Genomic DNA, 19,609 nt, shown 5'->3' on the forward strand with positions numbered 1-19,609 from the left:
ATGATAGTTTCAACCGATCAGCGCCAACGAAGCGAACACATTCTGAAGCATGTGGCACTGCCCGCTATGCATAAAGCCCCTGATATCTCCGCGAGGAGGATCAGGGGCTTATCATTATATTTCCAGTGATTATGCATTCGCTTCGAGCTCGGCCTTCAAGACCTCATACTGCTCCATTACTTCACCCATGATGGGATGCTCTCCGGCAATGCCGGTATATTGGGAAGCCGTGTCGCTTACGCCAATATCCCGAACGGAGGCTTGGAGCTCAACGCTTTCCGGATCTTCCGGAACATCGAACAGCAGGGCCGCCGCCATGGATTTCGCCAGGCTCTTATATGCGAGTCCGCTCTCGAAAGCCAGCATGGCCGGCGACACCAGGCGATCGCCCGGGGACAGCTTCCGGATTGGGGAGCGGCCAACGCGGGACACCTCGTCGGTCAGCGCGGGATTGCGGAACCGCTCCAGGATCGTGTCAATATATGCTTGGTGCTCGGAAGGATCGAAGGCGTGCTTGTGTATGAGCGCAGCTCCCGTTTCCTCGAGCACCGCGCGGACATGGCCTGCCACCGCCTCGTCCTTCATGGCGTCCTGGATCGTTTCATAGCCTTTCAGAAAGCCTACATACGCAGCCGAGCAGTGTCCGGTATTCACCGTGAACAGCTTGCGTTCAATGTACGGCTCCAGGCGGTCCACGTAGTGAATGCCTTCAACGGAGACATAATCCTCAAACATCTGCGAGCGATCCACAGCCCACTCATAGAACGGCTCCACCACGACTTTCAGACGGTCCTCATGCTGCTGCAGCGGCACGATCCGGTCTACGGCTGCATCCGGGAAAGCCACGAGCCGGTCAGCCTTACGCTTCGTCTCGTCATCAAGCTTCCCATAGACATGCTCTTTCAGCTGCGAGCTGCCGCCGATGGCGTTCTCGCATGCAATAATATGAAGCGGCGATGCCGAGTCCGTTTGCAGCCGAAGCTTCAGCCCCTCGGCAATGGTGCCGGCGATAAATTTCAAGATGTTGACGCCGACCGCCGTCGTGACGAGATCCGCTTCCGCTACCGCACGCGCGGCAGCTTCCGGTTCCGAGGCGCTATTGAGAGCGGTGATGCCTTTGACCACCGTGGTCTCCTGCCCTTCGCTGGCCAGGGTTACGGGATACTCCCCGCGCGCCTTCAGCTCTGATACCAGCTCTTCGTTTACGTCGACAAAACAAACCTCATAACCGGCCTGCGACAACAAGAGCCCTATAAAACCGCGTCCGATGTTGCCCGCTCCGAAATGGACTGCCTTCATGCGCCCATTCCTCCCTCGAAGATGGCCAGAATCTCCTCCTCGCTGGAAGCATTCATGACCTTCTCGATGCTCTCGTCATCCGTGAAAATCATGGCCACATTCGTCAGAATCTCCATATGGTCGCCGCCGGCAGCCGCGATGCCAATGACGATGAACGCCGGCTCGTCTCCGCCAAAATCCACGCCTTCCGGGAAGCGGACGATCGACAATCCCGTGGAGATGACCATGCCTTTCGCTTCTTTCGTGCCATGGGGAATCGCAAGTCCCCCGCCCATGTAAGTGGACGCAATTTCTTCGCGTTCCAGCATTTTATCCACGTAATCGGCCGATACATGGCCTGCCTGCACAAGCAGATTCCCGGCCATGCGGATGGCTTCGCTCTTGCTGTCAGCCTTTGCGTTCAGTACGACTTTATCTTTGGACAGTATGTTATTCATGTTAGTCTCCCTCTTTCTATGGTCTGTGATTGAAAAAATGCTGCAGCTCTTCCGCCAAATAGGATCGAATCTCTTCCTCGCCGCCCCGCTCCATCAGCTCGATCAGCTCGGAGCGAAGCAGCATGGCGCTGATTTCGCTGAGCACCTCCAGACTCTCCTTCGGAAGCTGCTTCGGTGCCAGCATCAGCAGAATGACGCCCGCCTGGGCCCCATCCTCAAGCGGCGCTTGATGCGCCAGCCTGAACAGGGACAGCGAAGGCCAGGTGATATAGCGGCTTCGCGTATGGAATAAAGCCAGCGTCGTGTCGGGAATAAGCTGGGTACCCATCCTTTCGCGTTCAAGCAGGCGCTCCTTCACCATCTCCGCATCACGGAGAGCCCCTTGCTCATATACCTTAACCAAAGCCTCGTTCAAAGTGCCCTGCAAATCATTCTGAAGATTATCCAGATGGTAGACATGGAAGCCGTCCAGAAGCGATACGATTTCGTTCATCAGGGCGGCCTGCATGCGGAGCCGCTCGAAAGATGCAGCTTTACGATCTTCCTCGATTCGGCTGACGGCAGCCCTGCTGCTGGCCGGTTCGAAGGATGTGCTCTGGATGAATCGAAGCAGCGCCTCTTTATCATCCGCCGTCAGCAGCGGGCTTAGTCTTACATATCGATCCTTCGGCAGCGGCAGATCAATGGTCGATATGATGAGATCATATTGCTCCTTCGGGATCCGCGCCGCTTCATACCACGATACGTTGCCGAGCACCTCGATCTGCGGCATCTCCTTATTCAGCCTTGTCCCGAGAAGCCTTGAGGAGCTGAGTCCGCTGGAGCATACCAGGATGGCCTTCAGATGGTGTTCCGGCTGGTTCAGCCGTTCGCTCGATGCTCCGAAATGCATAACCAGAAACCCGATTTCTTCATCCGGGATGCTTAAATCCAGCTTCAGCTCGTCGACCGAGCGCCGGACGATCCCGAACAATTCCTCATAATCCTTCCGAATCGGACTGAGCAGCGGGTTTCGGATCCGGGTCCCTTCCCGAATCCGTTTCAGTGCAGCCCCGATGTGCTCCACCAGACCTGCCCGCAGCGTGCGGTCCTCCTGGAACGGAATGCCGGTGCGCCCCTGAACCCGTTCGATCAGGCGATGGGCGATCTCCACCATTTCCACGTCCGCATGAACCAGTTCGCTGACCTCGGACATGTTCTTCGCCGCCTCAAACAATTGGGCGATATAGATCATTTCAGATTCGCGGAAATTCATTTCCAGTGTCTCGCCGAGGCGACCCACAAAATCTCCCGCCTCCTCGACGGAAACAGGGGAAGGAGGGTACCCGGCGATATCGGCAGCTTCCATGCCCCGTCCCCGCTTGATCCTGTTTACGGAAACCGATAACGCGATCAGCGTCGAAGTGTAGGCACTCTCGCTAAGATCCTCCGTCCAATCCCAATTCATATCCCACAAGGTTTTCTCTACATCCAGCAAAGCCGGTTTATCGATCATGGACAGCAGCCGGGCCGTCACCGGTTCCCGCGTGTCGCTGTATCCGTCACCGACAAGATCGGAATAATCCAGATATTCCTCGGCGAGCCTGCCAATCGCCCTTCGCCTTACGCCTTCCGCGCCGTCGATTTCGATGCCGTAGCCCCGGCGCCGTATGAGTTTCAGGTTAAACCGCTTCATCCACGGCTCCAGTTCATCCAGATCATTGCTCACAGTCGGAACGGTAACCTTCAAACTATGGGCCAAAGCAAACAATTTGATAGGCTCATCCGCCTCAAGCAAAGCGCACAGCATGAGGATTTTGCGTTCTTCCACGGAATAATCGGCCGGCTTCCCCGCAAGCAGGGATCGTCGCAGCAGGGACAACCCCTCGGGCTTCTCTTCTTCCAGCCGGATGCCCGTTCCCGACTTTTTGAGAAGCACAACGCCCGTACCTTGCAGGTCCTTCTCGATCTCCTCCATTTCCCGGTGAACCGTCCTGACGCTGACCCCAACGTCAGCGGCTATTTCTGCAGCCGTCATGCCATCGGTCCTGCTCATGAGGAGCAGAAGGATTTGTCGCTGGCGGGCAGTAATGTGTCCCAGATCCATGGCTCCCTTCTTCATGAAATGGAGACAACGCCGGCGTAAATACGCCAGCGTGTCATATGGTTCAAGCTTATGTTAGTCTTTGAGTCGTTCCACCAGCTCGTCATATCTCGGACTCTTCAGGAAGTTGTCGATCGAGATATGCTCGGCATTCGGATTCTTGGCGATGGCCCGCTCGGTGAGAGTCTTCTGGGTAATGACGATATCCGCGTCATCCGGTATTTCGCTTACCGCCGAGTTCACAACGGTAATGTTGACGCCTGCTTGCTGAAGTTTCTTACGCAATACCGAGGCGCCCATCGCGCTGGAACCCATGCCGGCATCGCAAGCGAACACGATTTTGTTCACGTTGTCTTTGTCCAGATTAGCCACAGCCGCAGAAGCTGGGGCAACTTGGTCGTTCATGCCGCCGGTTTTCATTTCTTTCATCTTGGCGGATGCTTCTTCCAAATTCGGCTCTTCTTCTGTTTGTTTACCCGTTTTGAGCAGCAATGCCGCAATCACGAAGGAAACGACCGTTGCAGCAAGGACACCGGCCAGCACCGGAACCAGGCCGCCCTTAGGCGCCATGGCGAAATAAGCAAGGATACTGCCTGGCGACGCAGGTCCCACGAGTCCCGCTCCAAGAATCTGGAAGGTGAAGGTTCCGGCCACGCCGCCCGCAATAGCGGCCAGGATGAGGACCGGCTTCATCAAAATATAAGGGAAGTAGATCTCATGGATACCGCCCAGGAAGTGAATCACAACCGCCCCCGGCGCGGAGGATCTGGCAGAACCGCGTCCAAAGAACCAAAAGGCGAGAAGAATGCCCAGCCCGGGTCCCGGATTGGATTCCAGCATATACAGGACGGATTGGCCGATCCGAGCCGATTCCTCTGTAGCGAGAGGACTGAAAATCCCGTGGTTAATCGCATTGTTGAGGAATAATACCTTCGCCGGTTCAATGATAATGTTGACCAGCGGCAGAAGGTTGGCATCGACCAGTACGTCAACGCCGGCTGAAAGAACTTTGGTAATGCCCTGCACAAGGGGACCAATTCCGGTGTAGGCCAGCAGCGTCAGCGCACCGCCGATAATCCCCAGCGAGAAGTTGTTCACCAGCATCTCGAAGCCGGATTTGATTTTGCCGTCGATCAGCTTGTCGAACTGCTTTAATACCCATGCAGCCAGAGGGCCGACAATCATGGCGCCAAGGAACATCGGAATACTTGCACCGACGATAACGCCGACCGTGGCAACCGCACCGATAACCGCACCTCGTTTGCCGTGGATCATCTGTCCGCCCGTATAACCGATCAAGAGCGGAAGCAGATACTTGATCATCGGGTCAACCAGAGCTCCCAACTTCTCGTTCGGGAACCAGCCGGTCGGGATGAACAGAGCCGTAATCAGGCCCCAAGCGATAAACGCGCCGATATTCGGCATCACCATGCCGCTAAGGAGCCGGCCGAGCTGCTGAACCCTTACGCGAATGCCTTTGGAAGCGTTTGTATTTGTCTCGTTGGACATCGTACTGACCTCCTAGTCATATTTGAAAATAAAGCTGAATGTTGTAGTGTTGCTTTCATCTGACACCTCTATGTTAAGTCAGCCCGGCAAAAGGCTCAACGAAAGGAAAAGCGGGTTTCGTCAAGAATATTGTTGACAAATTTTAAATGGATCATGTCATCATTATGAAAATGCAGTCCTGACGCGGTTTCATTCGTAGAACAAGCCCGCTCCTTGATCCTGTATATTCCAAGTTTCAAGCCGAAGCGGCGTAATTTCACGGATTGCGTATACCCTCGTCATAAGTTCACAACATGCCTTCGGTAAACTAAAACCATCTCGGCTAACATCGGGAATCTAAAATTCAAGGTTACGGAGGTAAATTGCGAGATGAACATACAAAGAAGAAATAACAACGGCTTGCCGATGCTCTCAATCATACTTCTGGCATTGCTCGGCGTTCCCCGCGTCATTGCCCACGATTTGCAATGGGTCGATCCCCACGGGATCATCAATCGGCTGCTTGTCTTCATTCCCCCGATCGTCTGGATACTCTATGTACTCCGCAAGCGGCATCACGTTCAACACCCTTTTCTGCCCTTAATGGCCGTCGGAGCCGTCTATGGGCTGTTTCTTGGCATCACGCATCAGCTGTTATGGAATATGGCCTTCGAAACGCCGCCGGCTCTAGGGGGCAACCTGGCCGACCTCCCTGCAGCAGCCAACAGCTTTTTGACCAGAACCTTCGCCTTCATCAGCAGCATCGTGACCGGTACCGTCGTCGGCATCGTCTGCGGCATTGCTGCCACGGTGCTTCATCCGCTGGTGAAGGGGAAATTAAGAGGCTAGCATCCAAACCTATCATCTGCAGCTGCATAGAATAGATAGGAAATGATGCAGCGACAGCACGGTCATTTCCCACGTTGGCCATGAATGGAGGGAGCGTACACCATGAGAACAACGCAATCGGATCGAATGGAAAATCAAGTTTACTCCAACCGCGTCTTGAGATCGGAGTTTGACGGCAACTGGAGAACCGTGCTTTCGAAAAGCGGTTATGTCGTTTATATCGCTACTTCGAACCATGCCAAAGTCGAGGTGCTGCTGGCAGGCGGACTAACCAAGCTGCTGGTGTTTAGAAGAGGAGGAAAAGTTCTGGTTGGCGGGGGCGGAACAAGCCATTACAGCAAGCCTCACCGAGCGATCACGATAAATTAAGCCCATGCTTTACTCGACTCTTTGGAGATGGAAGAATCCTCAGTCCATTACAAAAAAAGAAACGTCAAGAATCTCTCGGCGTTTCTTTTTCTATGTAATGCTCTTTCTATACAAAATGAGAAAGTACGAACACGGCCGGCGAGTTCCAATAAATAGCCACCTCATTGGTGGAATAGCTCTCCATCACATCGGCAAAAGAGGCTGCGGGCGCCCTGCCGGCCAAGTGCTCACGCGCATAATCGTCGTGAAGCCCCTTGTTCGGACCGCCGGAGACGAGGCCCGGAACCGGCTCCTCCACGTCGTCGCCTTCGGAAGGACGGTGATGGGGATGCCGGATCGGCCTCGCCCCATATCCGGTAACATAACTTGTCCCCATCACGTTCGCCCCGAATACATAGTGCACATGCTCGTGCACATGCCGCTCAAAGTCCTCGGACCCCGACAGTCTTCCCGCCACCAACAGGAGCATCGCGTGGTTCATGACCAGCATATTGCTGCCCCAGATATATTGATCCGGCAGAAGCGAGAGGCCATAGCCGTCCCGATCGCTGACAGCAGCAAGCTCACCCGCACGCCGCAGCAGGCCCGCCATCAATTCTTGCGCCAGCTCGGGCTCTTCTTCCTGCTCCGACATCAGATAGGCAAACGTCCCGTAACCGCCCATGTCCGCCCATCCCAGCTCGTACTTTCCGAAAGAGTCCTGCATGGCTAAAGCTTGGAAAGCCTCATGATATGGCGTCTCCCCCGTTGTACGGTATAACTCTGCCGCTGCCCAGTACCGTTCGTCCGCATCCTGGCCGTCGCCATATTCGCCTGTAGCAATATCAGCCGGATTGCGGAAGCCCGGCTCGTCGGGATGCTCCTCCAGCCATGCCCAAGCCCGAACCGCTGCCTTCAGGCAGCTCGCGGCGAAGGCTTCATCATAGGGAGAATAGATCCGTGCCGACATGGCCATGATACCAGCAAAACAGCCGGTTGCCGTTGCCGAGATCGGCGACAAGTACAGCGGGGCCGTATCGTCCTCCGGCATGACGTCTCCCGCCGGAAACTGCCGCGTCGTGAGCTTATGGAACACGCCCCCCCGATTCCTCATCCTGCATGCGCTGCAGCCAGTCCAGCTCATACCGGCATTCATGCAGCACATCCGGCATGCGGCCGTCGCTTTCCGGCAGCGGCAGCGGCTGGGCAAACGCTTCGGGGTACAGCTCGAAGGCCAGCAGCAAGTCGGCGGCGGCTTTGGCGCCAGGCACGACGTACTTGCCATAATCCCCGGCATCATGCCATCCTCCGCAAGCATCCACCCGCCGCGATTCATGTCCATGAACGATGGCCTGCGTGAGATGGCAGGCTTCATGTTTCCAAGGCCCCGCATGCGGCTCATCCAAAGCCGTCCCGCACCGGAAATAATAAAACGCTTTCAATATTGCTCGGTGGGCATCCTCATATACATCGTCGGCAATGACAAAAGGTACCGACGACTGCCCAGCCTCCGTCTCGATTCGATAGGTACCGGGTGCTTCCCATGCCGTAAAATCCCCTCTGCTTACCGTCTGCCCGCTGGACGCATCCTCTATGGCAGGCGCCGTCTGCCCCTGCCATACGACCTCGCCGTTTCGCGCATTGACGATGCGAAACCGTCCGCCCTGACCGGCAATGACGGCAATCTTGGCGTCCCGGCCCCGATAACCTAGCTGGTTAACGGCAATGCCGTTTTGCTGCACGTGCTCCATATTCATCTGCTCTGCACATCCCCTTCGATTGTCGTTTCATTCGAAACTTCCATGCTATAACAGTTCGCTGGGGCCTGCCATTTCCCTCTCACCGCCATCGAATTTGTCCTGTTCATGCAAGCAAGCCCTTCCTGCATGGAGGAAGGGCTTGCCGTTTGCATGGTTCCTTAGATTTCATTGCGTTTTTGTTTTTGCGATCGTCATTCAGCCGTCGACTGCAAAATATAGCCTTTTCCCCGGATGCTCTCAATGGCCAAAATATCCCTCGTCTTCTTGCGGACCCGGTAGATCAGCGCATTCAGCTCCTCCGAGCTCACATCGGGCACTTCGTCCGTCCCGTAGCTTCGCTCGGGCCAAACGTATGCCTTGAGCTGCTCCTTGGACACGAACTGTCCTTGGTGATTGACGAGCAGCTCCATGCACTTGTACTCTTTTTCCGAAAAAACGTATACGTCCTCGCCGTATACCAGCTCCTGCTTGAAAGGATTCAGCTTAAGCCCGCCGGAGCCCTCAACCGCCGCCAGTTGCTTGATCAGCGGGGTAATGTCCATCGTCTCATCCATGCTGAGGATGGAGAAGGACAGCACGATCAGATCTCCTGCAAGCACGATGGTATCTCCATGCTGAAGGGGTATTTCATCATGGGGAGCCAGCCGTGCCTGATTAACGAAGGTGCCATGCTTGCTGTTCAGATCCTTGATGCTGAACTTCCCGTTTCGATGCAGCAGCGCCGCATGCCGCCGGGACACAAAAATATTGTCAAACGCGATATCCGGATCAAAATGCTGGCCCTTGCGGCCAAGCACCGTGATCGGTTTGGTCAAAGCTATAACGTCCCCGCGTTCGTAGGGATTTCCCCGCTCCACCATCAAAAAGGAGGATTTGTCCATCATGCTCCCTCCTGTTCCCATATACTCGCTCATTCGTATTTGTTAGTTCGTTATTATGCAATTGTTATGTTCCAGCCATTGAGTATGCGCCCAAAATCACTAAGATTGAATAAAGAAGGATATAAATAGAGAACTTCGTTTAGAGAAAGAGAAAAATATAAATCTACTATTGCATATTGTATACGATTTTGGGGGATTGGATCATGCGAAAACTAAGATGGAAGAAAATCATACTGTTTTTTGTTGTGTTGCTCGTGTTTTTGTTCGTTAACAATTCATCCCTGTTCACCAAAGACCGTGACGGCGAGCCGCTTCTGCTGGCACATCGCGGGCTTGGGCAGACCTTCACGATGGAAGGCATTGAAGCCGACACGTGTACCGCCTCCCGCATTTATGTGCCGGAGCACGCATACCTGGAGAACACTATTCCGTCCATGAAAGCCGCCTTCGAGGCAGGCGCCGATATTGTGGAGCTGGATATCAAACCGACCAAGGACGGCCAGTTCGCCGTGTTCCATGACTGGACGCTGGAATGCCGCACCAACGTGGAGGGCTCGGTCAAGGATTATACCATGGACGAGCTGAAAAACATAGACATCGGGTACGGCTACACGGCCGACCAGGGAGCGACTTATCCTTTTCGGGGAAAGGGAGTCGGGCTGATTCCGTCGTTAGGCGAGGTGTTGGAGGCATTCCCGGACGGCGCGTTTCTGATCCACATCAAAAGCACGGACCCTGAAGAGGGAAAACAATTGGCCGATTATCTGTCCGGTCTGCCGGTGAAGCGTCTCAGCCAACTGACCGTTTACGGGGACGACCAGCCGATCCGCACGTTAAAATCGCAGCTCCCCTCGCTGCGCGTCATGTCCAGGGATACGCTCAAAAGCTGTCTCGTATCCTACGCCGGGGCCGGCTGGAGCGGCTACCTTCCATCGGTTTGCCGCAACACCCAGCTCCATATACCAGAGAAATATGCCCGTTATTTATGGGGATGGCCGGATAAATTCCTAAACCGGATGGACAGCATCAATACGCGGGTCATCCTCGTGGCCGGGGACGGCGGCTGGTCGGAGGGCTTTGACTCCGTAGCGGATTTGGAAAGGCTGCCGGACGACTACAGCGGCGGGATTTGGACGAACCGGGTCGACGTTATCGCCCCGGAGCTGACCATAAAGAAGACGGAATAAGTCGAAGCATCGCGTTCGTTTCAATTCATGAATATAGGCGGGTCGAAAGGCCGCATAAACCGGAAGATCCGCCCTCTAAAAAGACCCCTCTCGCTTGCGGGGCTTTTTTTTATTTTCATAGGGTCAAAGGGCAAAGTTTTTAGGGTGTTTTTACCGATGACTATTAATAGGGTCTTTTATCCTAAATTCATGCTGCATTCATTGAAATATATAGGAGTTGATATTTTGGCCAGGGAAACAGAAAAAAAGGGAATGGCCTGGTTTAAGAATGCCCGCTCGAACCAGAACCAACCCGAGAAGAACAGTGCCGAACACCAGGAAATTGCCGTAACCGTCGAAGAAGAGCCGGCATATTCCGCGGAGCCTGAACTTCCCGCCGCGGAGAGCAGCAAGCATCTTTTCTCCAAGGACAACCAGGACAAAATCGGCCTCGACGTCATCGTTTCGATCGAGAACATGCTGAAGGAGCGGCAATTGCTGTCCTATAAGAACAAGGGCCTGGAGGATCAGCTATTTACCGCCAACGAGACGATCAACCGGTATAAGCACGAACAGATCAAGCGCGATCAGCTGGTCCAGGAGAAGAACAAGGAAATCCGCGAGCTCGAGAACGTGCTGACCAACAAACAGATGAGTTACGACCAGCTGTTGGAGGATTACAAGGAATACCAGCTGACATCGAACCTGGCGTACGAGAAGCTCTCCAACCAGCTGGAGACCGAAACCGCCAAGTACAACAAGCTCTACGAAGAGTCTAACAACACCCAATATCAGAGCATGCTCAAGATCAACGCGCTTGAAGAGAAGGTGCGCGAGCTGGAGATTGCAAACCAGAAGTATGCGGAGCAGTACCAGAACATTCTGGACGATAAAGCCAAATTGATGCAGACCATCAATGATTTTACCGAGAAGATGTCCTTCTCCTTCTCACCAAAAACATCGGCTCCCAACACACCATCGGAATAAGCATAATCACTGCATGAACATCTAGAGAAAGGAGGGCCGTCATGTCTGACTCCTATGGAAAAGTCATTGAGCTGCTGGCGATCGAGAGGGATACCGAGGCTTTTGCTCTGCGAATCAAGCTATCCTTATCGGAATCGGCGGAGCTGTTGTGGTTAACCGATCATGAAACCATAGCGAATATAGCGACCGTATCGGAATTTGACGGGGTTCACAAATACCGGTTATCTTTACATACAACATGGGATGCCATCCAACACAAATACATAGGCTCCATTACGCGTACATATCGTGACCATGGCGAGCGATTTTCATTTGCTTGCTCCGTTCACTTCAGGAACGAATTAGAGGCGATCAAGGCTATCCGGCATTTGGACGTTGTATCTACCCTGCCCTTCCTGTCTGCGCCTCCATCCGAACCGGGTCTGGCCGAAGAGGTACAGACCGATGGAAATCTAAACACCACGCACTCTGCAAGAAAGCGGCATCGGCTTCCGCTTAAGCTGGCAAGCGCAACCTTAATGAGCTTGATTTTTGTGGTATTGCTAAGTTCATTTAATTACTCGTACCCGAGTGATATCGGGCATGAAGCTGCGATAACCGCCGCAGCGGAGGTTGAAACGGTCATCCAATTGCTTGCCGAGAACCGGAATGCGATGATCGCCAAACCTGTAGCCGCCTCCGTGGAGAAGGAAGCGGATAGCAAACCGAGGAAGGAGATCAAGACTTCGGCTGCCGTTCCACAGCTGGAGCTTAAGGATTTCATCTCCTACAGCATCCCTAAAGGGTATGTCGCCCTTACGTTCGATGACGGGCCATCCAAGCACTCCATGGATATCATGAACGTCTTGAAGAAACACGAGGTTGGCGGGACGTTCTTCTTTGTCGGCACCAATGTGAAAAAACATCCGGACTACGTCAAGGCCATCCATGCCAACGGATACTCCGTCGGCAGCCACTCGATGACCCATAGCCAGATGCCAAGCCTTACTTATGAAGAACAAAAGGCGGAATTGACCCGCGCGGCCGATCTCATTGAGCATATTACCGATGAGAAGCTGGTGCTCTTCCGTCCGCCTTACGGTGCCTTTGATGACCGGACCGAGGCGTTAAGCCGCCAGCAAGGCAATAAAGTGGTGCTCTGGAACCGGGATCCCGAGGATTGGCTGACCCGCGACGAGGGCAAAATCCTGGATTATGTCCAGCACATCGAAGCTTCCGGCTCCATTATTCTCCTGCATGAATCCCAGGCGGTCGTGGATGCGTTACCGAAAATCATTAAGAGCCTGCAGGATCAGGGACTTACCATCGTCAGTTTGCAATAATCGCTATTCCTTATACGAGAAGGGCTGTACCTTAGATGGCTTGGAGCTTCCAACATCAGGTACAGCCTTTTTTAGTGAAGTATAACCGTTCCTACAGCCAGGGGGCTATGTTCACCGCCGCCCAGTCTTCCTTGAAGGCTTTAACCTGTTGAATATCGAAATAGTATCGTCGAGGTGAACCTATGACAAACCGGATTTCAACGCGCAAGAAAGCCATTCTTGCGATCATCGTCGTTCTTGCCCTTGGCGGCATCGTCCTCATAGCCTGCTGGATCATCCAGAACAAGGAGAATCCTGATTTGACCGCAGCGTTCATTGAAGAGCATATGACAAACGATAACGGTACCATTGCCACCTATCTTAAACCCGCTGCTTCCGAGAATCCGGACATCGTTGCCGGTCGGGAAGCGTTATCCGAGTCGCTCGGGCTTTGGATGCAGACTGCCGTGGTATCCGGCAATCGAGCCCGGTTCGACGACAGCGTCCAGCTTCTTACCACCTATTTTCTTAATCAGGAGCAAGAGCCTTATATCCAATGGAAGCTCAGACCGGACGGTCAATCCGAGGTCACAACCAATGCGCTGGGCGATGATCTGCGAATCCTCGATGCCCTGCTGAAGGCGTTCGATCGCTGGGGCGAGGAAGAATACCTTCAATTGGCAAAAAGGATCGGGTCTGCACTCCTTGCGATTCAAACCGAAGGTTACCTCGTCGATTATCATGATTTTGCACGGGATGAATCCGCCGCCGCGTTAAGCCTGGTCTACGTTGACTTATCGGCACTGCGCGAAATGCATGATAACGGAATCCTACCCTCCCAGGATTATGAACGATATCAAAACCTGCTCGCTCATATGCCTTCGGACGGCGTTTTCTATCCCAAAACCTATCACATCGGCTCCGGCCAATATGAGTACGACGCATCGGTCAATCTGATCGATCAATTGATCGTTGGCGTCCATCTCGCCGAGATGAATCATCCGCCGACAGATCTTATAGCGTTCCTGAAGGGAGAATTCCGCCAGCATCAGCGGCTGGCAGGCCGCTACACCCGTGAAAGCCGCAAACCGGACGCGGACTACGAGTCGCCTGCCGTTTACGGTCTGGCCATCATTCTGGCGCTGCAAACCAATGACCTCCCATGGGCGCAGCAGCTGCATGAAAGCATGCTCCAATTCCGGGATCAGGATCCCGCTTATCCGGGAGGATACGTGTTTGACGGGAATACGCATGCTTTTGATAACCTGTTTCCCTTGCTGGCCGAGACGCTGTTCGAGCAGTCCAAATGATGATCCTGCCATCTTCTTTGGCATGGCTACAAGCTTTCGATCAGCATATACACACCGGTAAAGATCAAAATGATATAGGTAAAGATCTGAAACACGCGCTGGTTGATGACGTTGAATAAACGTTGTCCGATAAACAGCCCGATGAATACCAGCGGCAGCGCGATTCCGCTCGATACCCAGACCGTCTTGGACGTTCCCGCCACAATCACCTGAATGATCAAACTCAGGGAGTAGATGAACAAATAGAAGGCCAGGGTCGTCCCTCTCAGTTTGGCCTTCTGCGTATCGGTGCCCGAAAAATATAACAGCAGGGGCGGACCCGGCATGCCGATGCTCGTCGTTAGAGAGCCTGAGAGTCCTCCCACCGCCAAGTCCCTGCCGCGGCTTTGGTTTATTCTAAACTTCAGCATCAGCATGACGGTCAGGGCCAATATGATCAGACTGACGCCCAGCTTCAGATAGCCGATATCGATGAGCGAAAAAACAACGATGCCCAGAGGGAGACCTGCCGCGCTTCCGATCACCAATCGTTTAAGGATGCCGTAGTCGATGTCTTTGCGGATTTTGGCAACCAGGGCAGCCGATATGACAAGCGATAAAATCAGATTAATCTGAATGGCCTCGGCGGGCCGGAACAACAACAGCAGAAACGGCGTAGCCAGGATGGAGAACCCAAAACCGGTACTGGTCTGGAGAATCGACGCCACGAATATAATAACCGCAAATAGTATGATATCCACGCTGCACCTGCTTTCTTCACCTATTCGGGGAGCTCCTATACGAAGCAAGCCCATCCTGTCATTGTACCATAAGGCCATCACAAGACTGCTCCTCATTTGTTGTCGCAATAGGCTGCAAAAGCCCTGGTTAGACGAGAAAAACCCTCCTTGATGGAGGGTTTTTGCTGCTGCTATTCATGATGGAACCGTGCTAACACATCTTAACTCTTTTTAACGAATTCCGATTTCAATTTCATGGCCCCGAATCCTTCGATCTTGCAATCGATATCGTGGTCGCCGTCGACCAAACGTATATTTTTCACTTTCGTGCCTATTTTTAATACGGATGAGCTGCCTTTTACTTTAAGATCTTTGATTACCGTTACGGAATCGCCGTCGGCCAATACATTTCCGTTCGCGTCTTTAATGACCCTCGCATCTTCATCATGCTCCGCTTGGGACCCCGGGGTCCATTCATGAGCGCATTCGGGGCAAATCAGGAGGTTCCCATCCTCATACGTATATTCTGAATTACATTTCGGGCAATTCGGCAAAGTAGACATCGTTTCGTTTCTCCATTCGTTTTACAATAACTATACCCTATATTCGAAACAGATGTCCGCTAATACTTCCGCCTCTGAAAGATTAAGCCTTACCCCGTAATGATCGACTTGGCCTTTTCCAGCGCGGAGATGACCTTATCGCACCACGCATCAAACTCTGCGTCCTCCCGCTGATGTTCCGGGTGGGCTAAAATATAGTCCACGGTCTGCTTGATCCCTTGATCGGCACGGATGGTTGCCACGAATTCAGGGACCAGCCGCTTCAGCTTGCTGTTATCGAACACCACCGTATTCGCTTTGTCTCCCAGTAACGAGCCGCGGAAATCCTGCGTGCTGGTAGCATCCAGGAACTCGGAAGACACATGCACCGCATTCAGCTGTACGCCAAGTGCATCCGCAATGATTTCATAGATTTGATTCCAGGTGAGCGACTCGTCAGAGGTAATATGCACCGACTCCCCGATGGCATGGATATTGCCCATCAGGCCGATGAAGCCTTTAGCAAAATCGCGGTTATGCGTCAGGGTCCACAGCGATGTCCCGTCTCCATGAATAAGGACCGGTTTATTCTCCAGCATGCGCTTCACGACCTGCCAGCTTCCCTGGCTGCCGTGCACGCCGAGCGGAATGGACCGCTCATCGTACGTATGGCTTGGCCTTACAATGGTCACCGGGAAGCCATGCTCCCGATACTGATTCATCAGATAATCTTCGCATGCTATTTTGTTTCGGGAATACGCCCAGTATGGATTGGATAAAGGCGTCCCTTCCGTAATGCGATAATCGGATAGGGGCGTTTGATAGGCTGAAGCCGAGCTGATAAAGATGAACTGTTTGGTTTTTCCTGCAAATAGGCGGTAATCCCTCTCCAGATGGGCGGGCTCGAATGCAATAAAGTCGGCTACAACATCAAAATCGAGATGCTCAATCAGTTTCGCTACTTGGTCTTCGTCATGAATATCGGCTTGCAAAATATGTGCGCCCTCGGGCAACGTGTCGTTTCGGTTCCCTCGATTGAGCAAGTATAACTCGCAACCTTGTTCCAGCAGCTGCTTCGTAATCGCCGTGCTGATCGTTCCGGTTCCTCCAATAAACAACGCTTTCATAAACTGCACCTCCGGTAGCAATAATGAGAAGACTGACTGCAACTTGACCTTCTATCCTTTACGATAGCATGGGCACGGGTGCATTACAATTTCCAAAAAGGGTTGAACCGCACAGGACTTTGAGCAGAGGGTGGAGCAGGAAGCATTGCAGAGGTCGTGCGTGAACCGGCATGAGGCTAACATGCTGTTTTGTAACGCGCAGAAAGACTCCCGTCTGCTTGCGGCAAGCGGGAGTCTTTTCGTTTCTAATAATGTCGCATGCTTAGGTTATTTCACCCACTTATGCAGCAGAGGCCCTTCCTCTCCAAAGACAGGATCCGTATCCGGTACAGGCACGCTTTGGATTTCGTTGATCGCCTGGGCCCGATCCGTCGGGTTCCGCTCCCTCATGTTCGGCGTATTCCCTTCGGGATAGGCACCAATCACTTCGAAGTCGGGCGTACTGGTAAGCTTCATATGTGCAGTACCCGCCGGCAAGACGATCACGTCACCTGTAGCAAGCTCCAACCGCTCCCCTGCATCCCCGCCCACAAGGACGGTCGCGCTTCCGGACCGCACGCCCAGGACTTCGTGCGTATTGCTGTGATAATGATGGTAATCGTATACGCCGCCTGACCAGCTGCCGCTCCAGCGATGCCGGTTAAAGGCTGCCTCCAACCCGCTCGGGTCATCCGCGAATACCCCATTGTACACAATGACGGGCAGGTCGGGATTGTTGGGAACCTCTCCATCATCATTCACGAAAAATGATCTGACATGTACTTCCACGGTCATCCGCTCCTTTCGACTCGTTGTTCACTCGTGTACCAGTACCCGGACCGAGCGTGTCTCAAACAATCTTCTTGCAAGAAAACCGATATTGCCGATATCTCGTCATACCCGCTGCTCTAACGCCTGTTTCAACCGATTCAGCTGTCGAATATGATGACGATAATGCATCTCAATGAGTAAAAACCACTCTTGGGCATGCAATCCTCCGAACCTCGGATGGGGGACGGTATGCTGCAGGGATGCCTCACCAAGCTTCGGTTCGGTTTCTTTCACCCGATGGAGGACGGCGTTCAAGCCTTGAATCAGCTGCTCCTTGTCTGCGGGCTGTTCCGGCGTGTAGTGCGGAGACGGCGGAACCTGAATGCGGATGGGCGGGAAACTGCCCTGCTCGAATATCGCCGCTCCCACTTCCGTTTTTCCGGCCGGAGAAGCTGCCGCATCTCCATTCATGTTCAAGCACTGGTCGATGTTCCTCAGATGCATGTACAGCGCGGATTGAATCAAGTGCTGGTACATTTGCCCGATCGACCACTCGTCCTCCGCCGGCTTATATCTTAATTGCTCCACGCTGAATCCATCCAGTTCCTGTACATAAACCTTCACCGTCTCTTCAAAACGCTGCAATGCTTCCTTTGTATTCATATCAACAGCTCCTTCATCTTTTGTACCGAATATACAAAAACGCTACTGACAACGTCATGTCAGTAGCGTTTAAACATCTTCTCCGCTTCGTCGCGGATTCGGTCACGGAAGGATTGCGGCTCAAGCACAACGACATCCGATCCCCAGCCGAGAACCCAATGCAGGATCTCCTCCGGACGGCGGACGCGAAAGCTCACAAGCAATCCTTCCTCGCATTCCTCTAAAGTCTCGATATAATAGTTGCCGGCTTCCTTCACTCGATCCGCGATGCCATGAATTGCCAGAATCCGAACCAGCAGATTGCGGTCATCCGGTGGCCGATAATTCTCCAAATGAAAATCCGGCGGCATCTCAAAGCGCTCCTCAAGGATCGTCAGATCCTTCATGCGGGACAACCGAAAATGGCGAATGCCTTGCCGGAGGTCGCACCAGGCAATCAATGTCCATGAGCCTTGAAGAAAGGCCAGGCCATAAGGGGCCGCCGAGCGAAAGCTCTTTCGGTTGCCTTTGGAATCCGGCATGTTCTTCACGTAATGGAATTCTAGCTTCCGCTCCTCAAGTATGGCCCTACGAACCAATTCCAGATAATCCCTCTCTTCTCCTAAAGCTGCCTTGCTGCCGGGAGCAAGGAGCCGCATGGTCTTTCGAACCCGGGCAGCGTCTGCGCGGACACGGTCCGGCAGAATGGACTCTATCTTCTTGCGGGAAGCCCTAGCCTTCTCGCCATAGTCTGCGTCAAAGCGCTGCTCGACGAAATCCGTTCCTATGAGCAGCGCCACGGCTTCCTCTGCCGTGAACATGATGGGAGGCAGAAAGTACCCCTCCATTAACGAGTATCCTTGCCCGGGGGCTCCGATCACGGGTACGCCTGCTTCGCTAAGAGCCTGAATATCCCGGTAGATGGTCCGGACACTCGTTTCGAATAGGGATGCCAAATCTTCGGCCCGCATAACCTTGCGCTGCTGCAGCTCAAGCAGGATGGCCAGTAATCGATCGGTCTTGTTCATTCTATGTTTACCTCCGAAAGGACTTAAACCTCTCCCCAGTACACCTTCGTCTCGTAGTCAAAAAACACGCAGCCATCCTGCTCATTCCGTTCATAGATGGTTTGAAGCTCCTTCATCATCGGCTCGTAGTTCGGATGCCCGGGCAGGGGAGCATAAGATGACGAGTGAAGACGGCCGCATAGTCCATTATAATCGAATGTCTGCCGATTGAAGAATTTCGCCTCCTTCATATCTCCTGACCGGAAAAAGGCCGCCAGCGTTTCATGCCCAATATTCTTCTGGTCCACTTCTTTATAGTCGGTGCCATAGGTAAGGAGCAACTGCTCATATGCCTCCAAGAACGGCGTTCCCTCCGTGAGCCTGGAATTCCATATCAGGGCAACCTTCCCGCCCGGCCTCAGAATCCGCCGAAACTCCGCCTGGGCCGCATGACGGTCAAACCAGTGAAAAGCCTGGGCGCTCACGATATGATCCACCGATTGATCGGGCAAACCCGTCATTTCGGCCGAACCGGAAACCATGCGGAAGCCGGGCTCGCTGCCAAGGTCCGACTCGGCGGCTTCCCGCATCGCCTGATTGGGCTCCACGGCGGTCACATGACTCCCCCGTTTCAGCAGCAGCTTCGTGAATATCCCCGTCCCTGCGCCAATATCGGCGATCTCGCCATCCAGTCCCACCGTGCCATACAGATAATCCATGACCTCCTGCGGATAACTCGGGCGATACTTCGTGTACGAATCCACGCGATTCGAAAACCGTTCCTTGCTGTTCATCCTAAACCACGCTCCCATCCAAGATATAAGCGAATCCTGACACCGACGGTCTATCGTTTCATTAGATGAAACTGTATTTCATTTTTTATAACTCCATTTTATAGCAAATGCTGTTTAAT

20 protein-coding genes are annotated in these 19,609 nt (G+C 53.4%); 6 read left to right on the top strand and 14 right to left on the bottom strand.

Annotation, left to right across the window (positions count from 1 at the left end; translation table 11 throughout):
* Nucleotides 1-129: 129 nt before the first annotated feature.
* The 4 genes from GYMC10_RS30725 to GYMC10_RS30740 all read right to left on the bottom strand — a co-directional run bounded on the left by GYMC10_RS30725 (nt 130) and on the right by GYMC10_RS30740 (nt 5,328).
* The gene (locus GYMC10_RS30725; RefSeq protein ID WP_015737998.1) at nt 130-1,299 is read right to left on the bottom strand and encodes a mannitol-1-phosphate 5-dehydrogenase; all 1,170 of its coding nucleotides are present in this window, start codon (nt 1,297-1,299) and stop codon (nt 130-132) included.
* Nucleotides 1,296-1,736, bottom strand: a complete 441-nt coding sequence (locus tag GYMC10_RS30730; protein ID WP_009591149.1) for a PTS sugar transporter subunit IIA — start codon at nt 1,734-1,736, stop codon at nt 1,296-1,298. The genes GYMC10_RS30725 and GYMC10_RS30730 overlap by 4 nt, the downstream gene beginning before the upstream one ends.
* 16 nt (nt 1,737-1,752) lie before the next feature.
* Complete coding sequence (locus tag GYMC10_RS30735; protein WP_015737999.1) at nt 1,753-3,822, bottom strand: BglG family transcription antiterminator; 2,070 nt, start codon at nt 3,820-3,822, stop codon at nt 1,753-1,755.
* Between the two features lie 72 nt (nt 3,823-3,894).
* Complete coding sequence (locus GYMC10_RS30740) at nt 3,895-5,328, bottom strand: PTS mannitol transporter subunit IICB (protein ID WP_015738000.1); 1,434 nt, start codon at nt 5,326-5,328, stop codon at nt 3,895-3,897.
* A 369-nt stretch (nt 5,329-5,697) separates the two neighbouring features.
* Between GYMC10_RS30740 and GYMC10_RS30745 the strand changes: the two genes are divergently transcribed.
* Together GYMC10_RS30745 and GYMC10_RS30750 are read left to right on the top strand one after the other, a co-directional pair.
* Nucleotides 5,698-6,156, top strand: coding sequence for a hypothetical protein (locus tag GYMC10_RS30745; protein ID WP_015738001.1), 459 nt, complete (start codon nt 5,698-5,700; stop codon nt 6,154-6,156).
* A gap of 102 nt (nt 6,157-6,258) precedes the next feature.
* Entirely contained in the window at nt 6,259-6,525 is a 267-nt protein-coding gene (locus tag GYMC10_RS30750; RefSeq protein WP_015738002.1) for a hypothetical protein, read from the top strand.
* A gap of 106 nt (nt 6,526-6,631) precedes the next feature.
* Here the strand turns inward: GYMC10_RS30750 and GYMC10_RS33180 are convergent, their stop codons facing one another.
* From GYMC10_RS33180 to GYMC10_RS30760, 3 genes are all read right to left on the bottom strand, one after another.
* A complete protein-coding gene (locus tag GYMC10_RS33180) occupies nt 6,632-7,600 on the bottom strand; it encodes a glycoside hydrolase family 9 protein (protein WP_261979484.1) in 969 nt (322 codons plus the stop codon).
* A complete protein-coding gene (locus GYMC10_RS33185; protein WP_261979485.1) occupies nt 7,590-8,261 on the bottom strand; it encodes a glycoside hydrolase family 9 protein in 672 nt (223 codons plus the stop codon). Before GYMC10_RS33185 ends, GYMC10_RS33180 begins: the two co-directional genes overlap by 11 nt.
* A 194-nt stretch (nt 8,262-8,455) precedes the next feature.
* Nucleotides 8,456-9,148: an FHA domain-containing protein gene (locus GYMC10_RS30760; protein ID WP_141397989.1), complete on the bottom strand. Its 693-nt coding sequence runs from the start codon at nt 9,146-9,148 to the stop codon at nt 8,456-8,458.
* A 200-nt stretch (nt 9,149-9,348) separates the two neighbouring features.
* On the opposite strand from GYMC10_RS30760, the gene GYMC10_RS30765 reads away from it, so the two are divergent.
* From GYMC10_RS30765 to GYMC10_RS30780, 4 genes are all read left to right on the top strand, one after another.
* The gene (locus tag GYMC10_RS30765; protein WP_015738004.1) at nt 9,349-10,332 is read left to right on the top strand and encodes a glycerophosphodiester phosphodiesterase family protein; all 984 of its coding nucleotides are present in this window, start codon (nt 9,349-9,351) and stop codon (nt 10,330-10,332) included.
* 225 nt (nt 10,333-10,557) lie between these two features.
* A complete protein-coding gene (locus GYMC10_RS30770) occupies nt 10,558-11,298 on the top strand; it encodes a hypothetical protein (protein ID WP_015738005.1) in 741 nt (246 codons plus the stop codon).
* A gap of 41 nt (nt 11,299-11,339) precedes the next feature.
* Nucleotides 11,340-12,620: a polysaccharide deacetylase family protein gene (locus GYMC10_RS30775; RefSeq protein ID WP_015738006.1), complete on the top strand. Its 1,281-nt coding sequence runs from the start codon at nt 11,340-11,342 to the stop codon at nt 12,618-12,620.
* A gap of 182 nt (nt 12,621-12,802) precedes the next feature.
* Nucleotides 12,803-13,909, top strand: a complete 1,107-nt coding sequence (locus tag GYMC10_RS30780; protein WP_015738008.1) for a glycosyl hydrolase family 8 — start codon at nt 12,803-12,805, stop codon at nt 13,907-13,909.
* Between the two features lie 26 nt (nt 13,910-13,935).
* Here GYMC10_RS30780 and GYMC10_RS30785 read toward each other — a convergent pair whose 3' ends face one another.
* The 7 genes from GYMC10_RS30785 to GYMC10_RS30815 form a co-directional block, all read right to left on the bottom strand.
* Nucleotides 13,936-14,649 carry a sulfite exporter TauE/SafE family protein gene (locus GYMC10_RS30785; protein ID WP_036659603.1) on the bottom strand — a complete coding sequence of 238 codons (714 nt, stop codon included), beginning with the start codon at nt 14,647-14,649 and terminating at the stop codon, nt 13,936-13,938.
* A gap of 200 nt (nt 14,650-14,849) precedes the next feature.
* Nucleotides 14,850-15,191: a zinc ribbon domain-containing protein YjdM gene (locus tag GYMC10_RS30790; protein ID WP_009591139.1), complete on the bottom strand. Its 342-nt coding sequence runs from the start codon at nt 15,189-15,191 to the stop codon at nt 14,850-14,852.
* A gap of 89 nt (nt 15,192-15,280) precedes the next feature.
* Complete coding sequence (locus GYMC10_RS30795) at nt 15,281-16,297, bottom strand: SDR family oxidoreductase (protein WP_015738010.1); 1,017 nt, start codon at nt 16,295-16,297, stop codon at nt 15,281-15,283.
* A gap of 267 nt (nt 16,298-16,564) precedes the next feature.
* Nucleotides 16,565-17,065 (bottom strand): cupin domain-containing protein, encoded by a 501-nt coding sequence (locus GYMC10_RS30800; protein ID WP_015738011.1) that lies wholly within the window; start codon nt 17,063-17,065, stop codon nt 16,565-16,567.
* Between the two features lie 105 nt (nt 17,066-17,170).
* Nucleotides 17,171-17,710 carry a DinB family protein gene (locus tag GYMC10_RS30805; RefSeq protein ID WP_015738012.1) on the bottom strand — a complete coding sequence of 180 codons (540 nt, stop codon included), beginning with the start codon at nt 17,708-17,710 and terminating at the stop codon, nt 17,171-17,173.
* A 59-nt stretch (nt 17,711-17,769) separates the two neighbouring features.
* On the bottom strand, nt 17,770-18,717 hold the full coding sequence (locus GYMC10_RS30810) for a helix-turn-helix transcriptional regulator (protein WP_015738013.1): 948 nt from the start codon (nt 18,715-18,717) through the stop codon (nt 17,770-17,772).
* Between the two features lie 23 nt (nt 18,718-18,740).
* Nucleotides 18,741-19,490, bottom strand: a complete 750-nt coding sequence (locus tag GYMC10_RS30815) for a class I SAM-dependent methyltransferase (protein WP_015738014.1) — start codon at nt 19,488-19,490, stop codon at nt 18,741-18,743.
* Nucleotides 19,491-19,609 lie beyond the last annotated feature (119 nt).

The organism is Paenibacillus sp. Y412MC10 (assembly GCF_000024685.1).
GTDB lineage: Bacteria > Bacillota > Bacilli > Paenibacillales > Paenibacillaceae > Paenibacillus_AQ > Paenibacillus_AQ lautus_A.

Excerpts from the sequence above, each read along its gene's own strand:
- GYMC10_RS30725 (WP_015737998.1), bottom strand. The coding sequence starts at position 1,299 with ATGAAGGCAGTCCATTTCGGAGCGGGCAACATCGGACGCGGTTTTATA.
- GYMC10_RS30730 (WP_009591149.1), bottom strand. The coding sequence starts at position 1,736 with ATGAATAACATACTGTCCAAAGATAAAGTCGTACTGAACGCAAAGGCT.
- GYMC10_RS30735 (WP_015737999.1), bottom strand. The coding sequence starts at position 3,822 with ATGGATCTGGGACACATTACTGCCCGCCAGCGACAAATCCTTCTGCTC.
- GYMC10_RS30740 (WP_015738000.1), bottom strand. The coding sequence starts at position 5,328 with ATGTCCAACGAGACAAATACAAACGCTTCCAAAGGCATTCGCGTAAGG.
- GYMC10_RS30745 (WP_015738001.1), top strand. The coding sequence starts at position 5,698 with ATGAACATACAAAGAAGAAATAACAACGGCTTGCCGATGCTCTCAATC.
- GYMC10_RS30750 (WP_015738002.1), top strand. The coding sequence starts at position 6,259 with ATGAGAACAACGCAATCGGATCGAATGGAAAATCAAGTTTACTCCAAC.
- GYMC10_RS33185 (WP_261979485.1), bottom strand. The coding sequence starts at position 8,261 with ATGAATATGGAGCACGTGCAGCAAAACGGCATTGCCGTTAACCAGCTA.
- GYMC10_RS30760 (WP_141397989.1), bottom strand. The coding sequence starts at position 9,148 with ATGATGGACAAATCCTCCTTTTTGATGGTGGAGCGGGGAAATCCCTAC.
- GYMC10_RS30765 (WP_015738004.1), top strand. The coding sequence starts at position 9,349 with ATGCGAAAACTAAGATGGAAGAAAATCATACTGTTTTTTGTTGTGTTG.
- GYMC10_RS30775 (WP_015738006.1), top strand. The coding sequence starts at position 11,340 with ATGTCTGACTCCTATGGAAAAGTCATTGAGCTGCTGGCGATCGAGAGG.
- GYMC10_RS30780 (WP_015738008.1), top strand. The coding sequence starts at position 12,803 with ATGACAAACCGGATTTCAACGCGCAAGAAAGCCATTCTTGCGATCATC.
- GYMC10_RS30790 (WP_009591139.1), bottom strand. The coding sequence starts at position 15,191 with ATGTCTACTTTGCCGAATTGCCCGAAATGTAATTCAGAATATACGTAT.
- GYMC10_RS30795 (WP_015738010.1), bottom strand. The coding sequence starts at position 16,297 with ATGAAAGCGTTGTTTATTGGAGGAACCGGAACGATCAGCACGGCGATT.
- GYMC10_RS30805 (WP_015738012.1), bottom strand. The coding sequence starts at position 17,710 with ATGAATACAAAGGAAGCATTGCAGCGTTTTGAAGAGACGGTGAAGGTT.
- GYMC10_RS30810 (WP_015738013.1), bottom strand. The coding sequence starts at position 18,717 with ATGAACAAGACCGATCGATTACTGGCCATCCTGCTTGAGCTGCAGCAG.
- GYMC10_RS30815 (WP_015738014.1), bottom strand. The coding sequence starts at position 19,490 with ATGAACAGCAAGGAACGGTTTTCGAATCGCGTGGATTCGTACACGAAG.